Origin of the sequence: Paenibacillus polygoni (genome assembly GCF_030263935.1) — a bacterium.
Classification (GTDB): domain Bacteria; phylum Bacillota; class Bacilli; order Paenibacillales; family Paenibacillaceae; genus Paenibacillus; species Paenibacillus polygoni.
This window is the reverse complement of the sequence record NZ_CP127162.1, coordinates 762,582-774,500: the sequence shown is the minus strand read 5'-3', so window position 1 is coordinate 774,500 and position 11,919 is coordinate 762,582. Positions and strand designations below refer to the sequence as shown.

At 42.7% G+C, this 11,919-nt stretch carries 13 protein-coding genes; all 13 read right to left on the bottom strand.

The window, feature by feature from the left end; genetic code table 11:
* Positions 1-38: 38 nt before the first annotated feature.
* The 13 genes from QPK24_RS03660 to QPK24_RS03600 all read right to left on the bottom strand — a co-directional run bounded on the left by QPK24_RS03660 (position 39) and on the right by QPK24_RS03600 (position 11,826).
* The gene (locus QPK24_RS03660; RefSeq protein ID WP_285746262.1) at positions 39-1,481 is read right to left on the bottom strand and encodes a radical SAM protein; all 1,443 of its coding nucleotides are present in this window, start codon (positions 1,479-1,481) and stop codon (positions 39-41) included.
* A gap of 27 nt (positions 1,482-1,508) precedes the next feature.
* Positions 1,509-2,306, bottom strand: a complete 798-nt coding sequence (locus tag QPK24_RS03655; protein ID WP_285746260.1) for a prolipoprotein diacylglyceryl transferase — start codon at positions 2,304-2,306, stop codon at positions 1,509-1,511.
* A 61-nt stretch (positions 2,307-2,367) separates the two neighbouring features.
* Entirely contained in the window at positions 2,368-2,631 is a 264-nt protein-coding gene (locus tag QPK24_RS03650; RefSeq protein WP_285746257.1) for a B-box zinc finger protein, read from the bottom strand.
* Between the two features lie 103 nt (positions 2,632-2,734).
* Complete coding sequence (locus QPK24_RS03645; RefSeq protein WP_285746255.1) at positions 2,735-3,118, bottom strand: hypothetical protein; 384 nt, start codon at positions 3,116-3,118, stop codon at positions 2,735-2,737.
* A gap of 306 nt (positions 3,119-3,424) precedes the next feature.
* A complete protein-coding gene (locus QPK24_RS03640) occupies positions 3,425-3,886 on the bottom strand; it encodes a DinB family protein (RefSeq protein ID WP_285746254.1) in 462 nt (153 codons plus the stop codon).
* A gap of 53 nt (positions 3,887-3,939) precedes the next feature.
* Entirely contained in the window at positions 3,940-4,461 is a 522-nt protein-coding gene (locus QPK24_RS03635) for a HugZ family pyridoxamine 5'-phosphate oxidase (RefSeq protein ID WP_320416906.1), read from the bottom strand.
* 21 nt (positions 4,462-4,482) lie between these two features.
* Entirely contained in the window at positions 4,483-5,256 is a 774-nt protein-coding gene (locus tag QPK24_RS03630) for an ABC transporter ATP-binding protein (protein ID WP_285746252.1), read from the bottom strand.
* 2 nt (positions 5,257-5,258) lie between these two features.
* Complete coding sequence (locus QPK24_RS03625; RefSeq protein WP_285749071.1) at positions 5,259-6,212, bottom strand: FecCD family ABC transporter permease; 954 nt, start codon at positions 6,210-6,212, stop codon at positions 5,259-5,261.
* A 60-nt stretch (positions 6,213-6,272) separates the two neighbouring features.
* Positions 6,273-7,301, bottom strand: a complete 1,029-nt coding sequence (locus QPK24_RS03620; protein ID WP_285746250.1) for a helical backbone metal receptor — start codon at positions 7,299-7,301, stop codon at positions 6,273-6,275.
* 225 nt (positions 7,302-7,526) lie between these two features.
* Entirely contained in the window at positions 7,527-7,841 is a 315-nt protein-coding gene (locus QPK24_RS03615) for a DUF2628 domain-containing protein (RefSeq protein WP_285746248.1), read from the bottom strand.
* Between the two features lie 357 nt (positions 7,842-8,198).
* The gene (locus QPK24_RS03610) at positions 8,199-8,927 is read right to left on the bottom strand and encodes a CPCC family cysteine-rich protein (protein WP_285746246.1); all 729 of its coding nucleotides are present in this window, start codon (positions 8,925-8,927) and stop codon (positions 8,199-8,201) included.
* Positions 8,928-9,010: 83 nt separating this feature from the next.
* Complete coding sequence (locus QPK24_RS03605; RefSeq protein ID WP_285746244.1) at positions 9,011-10,048, bottom strand: aminoglycoside phosphotransferase/kinase family protein; 1,038 nt, start codon at positions 10,046-10,048, stop codon at positions 9,011-9,013.
* Between the two features lie 158 nt (positions 10,049-10,206).
* On the bottom strand, positions 10,207-11,826 hold the full coding sequence (locus QPK24_RS03600; RefSeq protein WP_285746242.1) for a Na/Pi cotransporter family protein: 1,620 nt from the start codon (positions 11,824-11,826) through the stop codon (positions 10,207-10,209).
* Positions 11,827-11,919 lie beyond the last annotated feature (93 nt).

Sequence of the window (11,919 nt, the reverse complement as noted above, 5' to 3'; positions counted from 1 at the left end):
TCGCATCTCTGCTCTCCGACCCTACTCTATCCTAAAATCTAATTCTCACTCACTGGTACGACCTTGGTATCTCGATCCCATGCGGTTACAATCTCATTTTTCCGTTCTTTCAGCAGCTCTTCCTTATCGTCCCGATAGAACAAATTATAAGTATCAAAAGGAATGATTCGTCCATCAGGATGGACAATGTGAACACAGGACTTTTTGACAGAGCGCACATCAAAGTTGTGTGCATCAAGGAACTGCATAATGATCACCCGGAACACGTTGTCATACGTAATCTCTTCAGGAACAGCAGCGAGCGGCAGGCAGCAAAGCAGGCTTTTCAGCGAAAGAGCAGAAGACTCCGGCGAGTGGCCGGTCGACAATAGCTCGAACATTTTATCTCGGATCACCGGGTCCTGTTCAAATACGATCGTATTGCTGTCCCCTTCAAGTAAAATGTCAGGATCAATCATTCCGGTCAGCGGAATAACTTGTCCGCCAAGCTTCAGCGCATATCCCATGGCGAGGCAGTCCGGGTGACATGGAACCGGCAAAATATCATCTTCGTCAAATACTCCCGACTGGTCAATGATCATCTGCCTCACTTCACTCACCGTCAAACGATCTGTTGCAGCGTCATATCCTTCGAGTCTCCCTGCCGCCTGAATAGGCTGAATGGTGACTCCGCGAACGGCTTTCTGCTGAAGACCATACTGAATAATGTCACCGATCTCTCCGTCATTAAGGCCCTTTTTCAGCGTAACAACTAAGGTTGTAGAGATGTTAAATTCATTTAAATGGTCAATTGCCTGCTGGCGTATCCGTCTCAGGTCTGCCCCGCGCAGCTCTTTTAGTACATGTGCTTCAAAACTGTCGAACTGCAAATAAACCTCAAATCCAGGAGCATATTCAGATAACTTACGGGCAAATTCCCGGTCCTGTGCAATGCGAATTCCATTCGTGTTCACCATAATATGTTTGATGGGCCGCGATTTACACATATCCAAAATTTCAAAAAAATCAGGATGTGTCGTCGGCTCGCCGCCGCTGATTTGCACGATGTCTGCTTCGCCTTCATTTTCAATAATGCGGTCTAACATAAATTCAATCTGTGCAAGTGACCGGTACGAGGTACGATGCGGTGAAGATTCTGCAAAACAGATCGGACACTGCAGATTACAGTGATCGGTAATCTCTAGTAAGGTTAGGCAGCTATGCTGCTCATGATCTGGACATAATCCGCAGTCATAAGGGCATCCGTACTTAATCGGAGTATTCCACACGAGCGGCATTTCTGAATGCTTAATAAACTGACGAGTCCGGTGATAATACTCTACATCGGTGGAGATCAGCACTTTCTCCGGTCCGTGAATGAGGCACCTTTTGACCATGTAGATTTTACCGTCTTCTTCAATTACCTTGGCTTCTACTTTGCGATAACAGGTCGTACATATACTGTTGGTCAGTTCGTGATAGAGATAAGGACGGTTAGGCATGAAATCGCTCCTCCTGTTAAATACAGATTAGGCTTGCATATTCGTACTCGTTATTTGATGACCTACCTTCTTCCTGCCATAAATAAGCCAAGCATAATAAAGCACACCAGCGATGCAGGCAAGCTGAATATTGTTCAGTCCGAGGTACGGATGCGGCGTTGGTTTGATCCATTCAATCCCTAGACGAAACAATAGGTATCCTGCCATAAACCACTGAAACATCCGTCCAGATACATACTTTACTTGAGTAGATGTGCTGCTTTTACCACGACTCTGACGATTAAGCGGGATCAGCAGTATAGCTAAGATAATAAGAAAGAAAATCTCATAGAGCTGCGCTGGATGACGAGCCACCCCATCTCCAAAATCCACACCCGTAATCCATGTTGTCGGCGTACCATAGGTATGATCTGTAAGGCCGGTAAGGAAACATCCGATCCTTCCTATACAAAGACCGAGCATCAGTGGATACACAAAATCATCCCCCGTCGATTGGGACCATCCTACCCAGCGCTTGGTAAGTTCCACCCCGATCAGTCCTCCGAGTAACCCCCCGACAATCGTCTTTCCGCCCCATAAGAGTTGTCCTTGACTAAGATGCTCCCAAGTAGCGACCGGGTCTTCAAGCCAAAACAGCAACTTGGCACCAATCGCTGCACCCAGAATCGTACCTGCTAAGATTTGCAGGCTCATCAGGGCAGACATCCCGCTCGGTCTTCTTGTCCATAGATAGACCCTAAATCCAATAAAATAGCTAAGGGACTCAAATAGTACATGGGGGTGAATCCGTAAGGACCCAATAGTAAGATACACAGGAAAATCCATCAGTCCACTCCTAGACATCGATAGTAATAACTAACATTAGCGAATCATTTTCATAATACCTTTAGTACGATAACAAAAAGGCACCGCATATCGTAATTAAGAGTATGGCAAGTCCTCCAATGATTGCTAAGATTGCCACAATGACTTGCAAAAGAATATTTTTCTTAGGCTCATGAACAGAAGAAACTGCTCCATTATTGATACACTGATCACGGCAATACCCCGTCGCTGGGTCATAGCAGTTCTCACAGATCGGCTTACCACATCTTCTACACTGAGCAACAGCCTGCTGATCCGGATGGTTCATACAGAGAAATTCCGCCATCACTTCACCTCTATTTGATAAGTATTGTTATTCAATGGAACTTTACTTTTGATATTACGCTGAAAATGGTGTGCCTTTCGTTTTCAAATGAGAAGCCTTCCATTTATTTTTTAATAAAAGGATCGTATCCTTTCGCCTTGATCGCATCAACCAGCTCAGGACTCATCGCAAAATTCGAAACCTCATTTGTTTTGTAATTGACAGATATGTTAAAGTGTTGATCCTTATTCCCGATTACATTCCCCTCAAAACTAACTCTGTAACTTACATAAGTCGGCAGTATTTGTTCTCCCGTTATTTCCACATCAAGTTCATATTTTTCTTTTAGATGCTCCACCGCTGTAATTTTGGCCTGATCAATAATGACTTGATTATTCATTTTCTTCTCCATGTTATGGTTGTATATTTTTTGAAATCCTAATGCGAGCAGGATAATTATAATGATGCCAAGCACAACCATGATGGGCCGAAACTTGAATACAATCACGATCACCCCCTTTTCATTCCTATAGGCTATGAACCTAGCTAGAGCTAACAGATTATGTACCATAATAATCCATATACTGGATATATAAAAGCTTTATTTCCATATTTTCATGAGTTGTAAAATGGATTTACCTGTAAATAATTATTCTGCTTGAATATACAAAAGAACCCGAGAGATGGTTCTCCCGGGCTCAATCTATCTATCTTTTTATTTTCATCAATCTGCCTGATCTATAGGCTCTCTCACTCTTTACCAACTTTTATCTGTCTAGACCATACTTACTTCAATTCCTAATCTTCTCTATTCCTATACCTGCTTTGCTGCATGCAGCTTCATTATAAATGAAATCTGTCCTGCATGAATTCCTGTATGATACATAAGCCTTCCTACGGCTTCGAGTGGTGTGGAGTCGCCAATAGGACATTTTTTTATCTCGTTCCACTCAGATTCAGGCAGCTCCGACATTCCCGCAATAAGCCAGGTTTGAGACTCCTCTAAAAACGATACGAGCTCTGCAAGATTTGTAAATGTTTCTTTACTGCGTGCAGCCCCTCGGTGGGTATGAATCACAAGATCTTCCGGCATCGGCTTATTAAAAAACCATGCGGCAAACATATACTCTACCTCGGCATTATGCCTGAGCATATATCCAATCGAAGTATCGTCCATTTGAAGTGCGAGTTCCTCTGTAGTTAGCTGCTTCACCGTATTTAGAAAACGGCTTTGAATTGCATTCCATACGGGCATGACCGTAGCAAAGGTAGACATTTTCTTTCTCTCCTCCTTGTTTCAATTTGATATCATATTACCGGGTTATTCCTTTATTTCGCTGCTGCACTGCTGGCATGACCATCGCGGGCTACATGTTCAATCTGTTCTCCGGCAAGGTCTAGATCAAAAGCAAGACCAAAGCCTGCCACGTATCTTCCTGTCTTGGGAGTAAGCTCGAACAAGTTGAAATCGAGTCCCCGCAGCATCGTTACAAGTTTCGCTGGAAACTTTTCTTCGAACAGAGCAAATACTTCCGGGTATCCCTCATTTCCCACATTTTTCGCTGTACAAGGGAAACGAGCCCGCTGTCTTGCAAATAAATTACCCGAAGCTGCTTCATCTTCAATTAGCATCACGTCCACTTGCGGACGTTTATCCATATAATGATAGTGATTTGCAATGCGGCTGATATAGATGTACATTTTATTGTCATGCGCTACAAAAGGAGCATAAGAAATGAAAGGCTTCCCTTCCTCATCTAACGTACTTAACATGAGCGATCTCAGCTCACCTGCAAATTGTAAATAGTTATTTTTCACTTCTTCCATATTGATTCGATTCATATTCATCATCTAATTCTCCACCTGCTCTATTTATATTTTGTGAAGTACGTGTATTCTTGGTTTTCTCTCGTTCATTATCTCTACTTCCACTTCTACACCGTATACACTTCGAATTAAATCCTGGTTTAGTACATCCTTCGGGGTTCCGTATGCTTTTCGCTCCCCGTTCTGAATGACACATACTTTATCGCTGTATAGACTCGCATGGTTCAGATCATGCAGCACCATAACTACCGTGATCCCAAGTTCCTTATTCAGTGTCTTCACAAGCTCCAAAACATCCAGTTGATGCGCAATATCCAGATAGGTAGTCGGTTCATCGAGTAATAGCAGCTTGGGACGCTGGGCGAGAGCCATGGCAAGCCAAGCTTTTCTTGACTCCCCGCCTGATAAGGAATGAACCAAACGGTGTTCATACCTTGTCATATTTGTCTGTTCAAGTGACCACTGAATGATCTCACGATCCTCCTGAGTGAGTTGTTCGTACCATTTTTTATGCGGCATCCGTCCAAAACCAACCAAATCTCGAACGGTCATATCCATAGGGCTTACATTTGATTGAGACAACATACATAGCTGCTTCGCCACTTCTCGGACATTCATCTCTTGGAGTTCCTTACCATCAATGGTCACTGTGCCGCTTGCGTAAGGAATAAGGCCGGATATACTTTTGAGCAATGTTGATTTCCCTGACCCATTCGGTCCGATGATGGAGACAACTTCTCCTTTTTGAACGGTAAGCGACAGGTTCTGAACAATTGGCCGTTCTCCGTAATGTACATGTACCGATTCTACTTGCAGCAATGCTATGCCCCTCCTTTACGCATCAGATAGAGAAAATAAGGCCCTCCGACCATCGCCATTACAATACCCGCCGGAATTTCAAGCGGACTAAACATCGATCTGCCGATGGTATCGGCTACAATCAATACGACAGCTCCCAGTGCTAAGCTAAAAGGAAGGCTGTATTTATAATCCGAACCGATCATCATACGTGCCATATGCGGAACGATGAGTCCAACGAAGCCGACAAGCCCTACCATGGAGACAGAGACAGAAGCAAGAAAGACAGCAACAAAAGAAAGCGTAATCCGCACCCGATTTATGTTTTGACCGAGATTATGTGCTGCCTGTTCTCCAAGCCGTAAAATATTCGCCTGCCGTATACATAGGAGTGCCATAATCCATCCCACCGCAGAATAAGGTAGAATTGTTAACACCGTATCCATCCCTTTTCCCGATAAACTCCCGTTCATCCATGAGAGCGCAGCAGGTAATTTATCACTATAGAGAATAGACAACAGTCCGATAACTCCGCCAAATACTGCATTCACCGCTACCCCTGATAAAATAATGCGTATGGGCGTTATCCCATGCGTCTTCGTCCAGGCCCATCCATAAACCATCGCTGCAGCGATCCCTCCGCCGACAATAGCTGCAATAGGAATAAGCGAAGATAACTCTGGCATGACCAGCATGATAAAAAGCACAGTAACCGCAGCACCGCTGGAAACGCCAGTCAGTCCAGGGTCTGCCAGCGGATTATGCATTACCGCTTGCAGCAGCGCACCCGAAACTGCTAGATTGGCCCCGATGATGAGTGCGAGGATCACGCGGGGGATACGTATATTCCATAGGATGGTGTTCCATTGTTCACTTCCCGATCCGGTTAAAGTCTGAAGGACTTCCGCAGGAGACAACCTCACGCTTCCGATGCCGATAGCAAGAATAATAATGATCAGTAAGATGAGATACGTCATTGCAAGAAGGAACTTCCGACTTCTCTGCTGCCCTGTTGTATTCACAAGCTCATAATCCCCCTATTCCCCGTACAAAACGGAGGAAAGTGCTTGATAAGCGTCAGGCGTTTTGGACAGGGAAGCAACACCAAACAAGTTGTAATCCAGTGTTTTCATTTTTCCATTCTTGAAAGCATTCATTTTCTCCCATGCGCCGTTCTTCTTCACATCTTCCTCGAACTTCTTCGCTACCGCTTCAGCGTCGCCGTGGGCTACAAGTAAAATCACGTCCGGGTTGGCTTCTACTACACTTTCCATATTAAAAGGAACATACGTCTCGGTGGACTGCATTGTATCCGTAAGTACATTCGTTGCTCCCAGATTTCTAGCGAGACTGCCGGCAAACGTATCTTCATTCATCAGCATGAGATAATCGGTGGAACCGAATAAGAACATAACAGATGGAGCTTCTTTTCCTTCTACTGATTTCAAAATCTCCGATTCCTGCTCAGCAAAAGAACTCAGCACCTGCTCTGCCTCGGCTTCTTTGCCATAAAGACGTCCTATGGCAACCAGTGAAGCTTTGAGTCCATCTAATGAATCAACAGGGAGATATGCCCCCTTCAAACCAGAAGGCTCCAGCATTTTGTTAATGCTGTCTTTAATCGATTCCGGTGCCAGTACCGCATCAGGGGTTAGACTTGCGATCATTTCAAGATCCGGCTGATGAGATGATCCTACTTTCTGTACATCTTGATAAGCTGCTGGCAGTTCGCTTTGTGTAGTCGGTACACCTTCTAGCGATAATCCTAAGTCATTAAATAACTCTGTGATGGCTACTGACAAAGTTACGGTCGTACTCGGTGTTTTATTATCAAATTGAGACAAGATTTCTTCTACTAATGCTTCGTCTACCGCAACCGTTGCAGCAGCTTCATCTGCTGCTGGAGTAGTATCTTCCGATCCCGTTGTTACTGTTGTATCTGCGGCTGCTTGCTGCTGAGCATCAGAACTGGTCTCACTGCCGGCCCCTTCCTGATTCCCACACGCCACCATAACAACCATGGTTAAAGCGATAATTCCTAATTTCAACGACGAAACCTTCTTCATACCTTCATGCCCCCTGATTTATTGTTATCTCTCTATGTAGACGAGTAATTGATAATGATTATCATTATATGTTGGTTGATAATGGTTATCAATGGACTTTTTCCTGCTTACCCATGGATTAATCTCACTATGTTTTTATGTTCTTCACACCTGTTCTTTCTCTGTACATGAATAAAATGCAAAAAACCTTCTAACGATGGATTCGTTAGAAGGTTTTTATGGTGTTTACGCTATTCTAGAGATAATACCGTTACTCTCAAGGACTACACGGTCGGACTCATTCACAGGGCGATATCCTTTTTCCAAAAGTTCTTTAATATAAATCTTGTTGTAAACAAAAGAAAATACAATGCCGCAAACCCATGCTCCAAATCCCAGTGTAAAGGATCCAAAAATAGCTTCAAGAATGAACATAATAGCTGCCCACTTTAAATCTCCTCTAAATAATGCAGGAAAGAAACCAAAGAAAAATGTTGTCCAGCTAAAACCTACTTTAACGTCTTTTCCTACTCCTGCTTCATTAGCTACCACGACTCTCACCACGTGCACCCCTGTTCTTGTAAAAAAGCGGCTTGTCATTTGAAATAAAACTGATCTCATTTCAATCAATATAGGCCTTATGTATAACTAAATGACGAAACACATCTTTTTATAGTTAATTCTCCTAATATATCGGTTTTATCAATCTGTAATTTTAGAAACACCACCCTAATAATTCATTAAAACATGTAAAAATATTTCAGTTATCTCCCCCATATCTTTATTTCTATTAGATCCTAAAAACTACAAAAACCCCTCATCATCATCTGTGTTTGCATGTTTGTAAACATCGCAATCAGCCGATCATCTGAGGGATCCATTAGAATTATATTATTTTGTGTTTATCTTAACTATTTGCTACTTGATTGTGCAGAGAGCTGCTTCATATTTAAATACTTCTTCCCACTTCTTATCGGTTCCTAATGGAATCCCTTCAGTAGCCCAATCTTCCGGCTTCTCAAGCTGATCATAGGCCTCCATAAGTCTCTTATTAGCATGAATAATTGCTTCTCTTTTTTGTGATTTCAAGACTTTATTATCATAGTAACCAAGGAAATATTGCTTGAAAATTCCTCTCGCAGTTGTAAGTGAATACTCCTGATTAGCTCCACCCCATACCTTATCAGCCTGATCATCTCGCTGACCATCGTCTTCCCATCCGCACAGCATACAAACCTCGTATCCATAATTCTGGATTTCAAGTGTGGGATAACCACAACATGGACAAGGGAACCGTTTCGGATCTATTTCCTCTTCATCATGGTTATAGAACTCCTCATCCTCCATCCACTTCGCAGCATCTCTTCTCGAATTTATCTCCGTATCAATTACTAATGGAAGCCAGAGAATCGTACCTATTAGAAAGTGAACAACCTTACTCCCCTTTTTTCCGATCATTTGATTTAATTCTTCCATATAAACATGCGTTTCGTTCTGAGTCTTGTTCATTATCGCAAAATACTCGTCATCTTCATTCATCTCATTCCCCAAAAACTCTGGAAGTTCTTTAGATATAAATCGATAAGCGTAAATGACACCAATCAATATGTACACACAAACTGCAATTACAAGCCACTTGATTACCAATACTCTAATTCCCCCTGAAGTAAATCTTGCTAAAGACAACATTTTACCGAATGAGGACATGAATAACCATGAATATATTGGTATTAAACTCTAAAATAATCTCGGCTGAGTATCTGCTTCATCTCTTCGAGAAGAGTATTTATTTTATCTAGCTCCGCACGTTCCAACAGTTTCTCCAATGAATCTTCATGGTAACGAATGCTCGTAAACCACATGGAGGACACCACCGCATATAGATCATTTAGTACTCTCCGCTCAGCATCATGTAGTTTCCTCATGTCTCGGTAACCATCAATAAATGAATCAAATAACCTCAGCTTATCTTCCCTGGTCAGCCCTTCTGCTAAATCCATCTCATATGCAGTGAGCAATCCTTCTGTTACCATGTCTCCAACCAAAGTCGCTTCACCAGCAATATTGTAATCAAAAATTCCGATCTCTTCTCCGACCCATGTTAAGTTGTTAATAGAGTAATCTCCTTGCGTTGCAAATCTTGGAAGTCCTGACCACACGGTATGTAAATTCTTCATTCTATGCTCGTACATCTCTGTAATTTGTTGATACTTATCCAGCTGTAGATGACCTGCTTCTCCAAGCTCTTTGAAACGATTATATCCACTGGCTTCATTGTATCCGATGACGTCAAAGATAGAGTTTGCTTCCATATGTAGATTGTCTCTCTCCGCAATTCGGTGCATTTCCCCCATTAATCTTCCGATTTTATAAGCGGTGCGGAGATCAATTTTTCGAATTTCCTCTCCAATATATTCTTCCACTGATACGATGAGAGGAGTATTTTCTATAAAGTAAGTTAAACATAACGCCTGTTCTTCTCCAGCTGCTGGATATCTTCTTGGCGTAATGATCCCGTTCGTGCGCATATGTTCGGAGAAAACACTTTGCTGTTCAATGATATGACCAGGATGTTCTTCCTCATTAATACATTTCACTACAACCGAATCAGCATTTTCAAAATTAGCTTTTACAATCACTTTGACACAAGGGGTAGAAGTATTCGGATCGATATAATATCGTTCAATAAAATAGGTTAGTTCTGTAATGGGATCCGTCATACGATATAAAGCTAAGATGTCGGAAATATGATTCCGTTCTATCTTCATAATGTAATAACCCCCTATGTACTATATTAGCTGCTATTTCTCTTTCATCATATAGATCTCCTTCTTTTTAGGACTTGATATTTGTCGTCTAGCATAGAAAAGATCGACACAAAAAACCGCCCTTTCAGCTATCGCCGAAAGAACGGTTTCCTTCTTCTTTAGTGCTGTTCGTGAAGCACGAACTGAGCAATATTTTTACAATGATCTCCGATCCGTTCAAGGTTCGTAAGCAAGTCCAAATAAATGGTTCCTGCACTGCTTGAGCAGATATTTTGGTTTAGACGAATGATGTGATTTTTGCGGAACACAACTTCAAGGTCATCCAACTTCATTTCCAGTTCCAACACGGCTTTAGCTGCCTCGGTGTCCTGTCCTTCCAGAGCAACGAGCGCCTTCTCTACCGTTTGATCTGCCACTTCCATCATTTCTTGCAGTTCTTTCGTAGCCGCTTCCGAGAACAAAATCTTGTTATTGATACTGAACTCCGCAAGTTCTACTACATTCTCCGCATGGTCACCGATTCGCTCAATATCACTAACGGTTTGGAACCAACCAGAAGCTTTTTCCGACTCCCCTGCCGGCAGTCCGTTCTTCTGGTGAATTCGAATGATATAATCCGTAATTTTGCGATTGAGCTCATTAATAAGCTCTTCCTTTTGCAAGGCAAGGTCGGCATACTTCGTATCCCGATCAAAGAAGAACTTCGTTGCATCCTGCAACGATTCTCTTGCATACTGACCCATACGCACAATTTCATGCTGAGCTTGTCCTAATGCGACCGCTGGTGTGGCAAGTAGACGATCATCGAGATAGATCGGTTTAAACTGAATCTCATCCATCTTGCCTGGAATGACTTTGGTTACAATCCATGCGAGTACAGGAATCAGCGGCAGGAAGATAAGGGTGTTCGTCACGTTAAACAATCCGTGGGCATATGCAATCTGCATCCGAATATTCACGCCTTCTCCAATCCACAGCACGACCCAAAGTACGACAGGCAGCAGAAGCGTGAAGATGATGGCTCCGCAAACGTTAAAAATAACGTGTACTAACGCCGTACGTCTTGCTGCGATCGACGCACCAATAGATGCGAGCACCGCTGTAATCGTTGTCCCGATGTTGTCACCAAACAGGATCGGCAAAGATCCGCTGAGACTGATCATCCCTTCATCCGCAATCGTCTGCAGAATTCCGATCGTTGCACTTGAACTCTGTACGACCATCGTAAAGATGGTACCGACAAGAAGTCCAAGTACAGGCTGATCTGCCATTTGAATCATAAAATCAGTAAAAGCGGGCAATTCCCTAAGCGGTTTCACTCCACCACTCATGGTAGATAGTCCAAGGAACAACATCCCGAAACCAAAGATGACTTGGCCAATGTATTGAAATTTCTTCTTATTCAGGAAAAATAAAAAGAAGGCACCTACTGCAATAATAGGCAGCGCATACTCTTCAATTTTGATCCCGACGATAAAAGCAGTCATTGTTGTACCGATATTCGCACCAAGTACAACCCCAATTGCTTGTCTAAGTGTCATAAGTCCAGCGTTTACAAGTCCAATTGCCATTACTGTCGTCCCAGAAGAGGACTGAATTAAACAAGTAACGATAATTCCAACTAGAACGCCCAATATCGGATTTGTGGTGTACTTTTCCAAAATCCCGCGCATTTTGTCTCCGGCTGATTTCTGCAGTCCGTCTGACATAAATTTGATACCAAATAGAAAGATGCCGAGTCCCCCGACAAACTTAAACAATATCTCTTGCCAATCCAATATATGAAAGCCTCCCTCAGTTATTGGTCCGTACAAACCTTTTTTAATTTATCATACTCACGAATCGAAATGAATAATTCAAGTTTAGACATT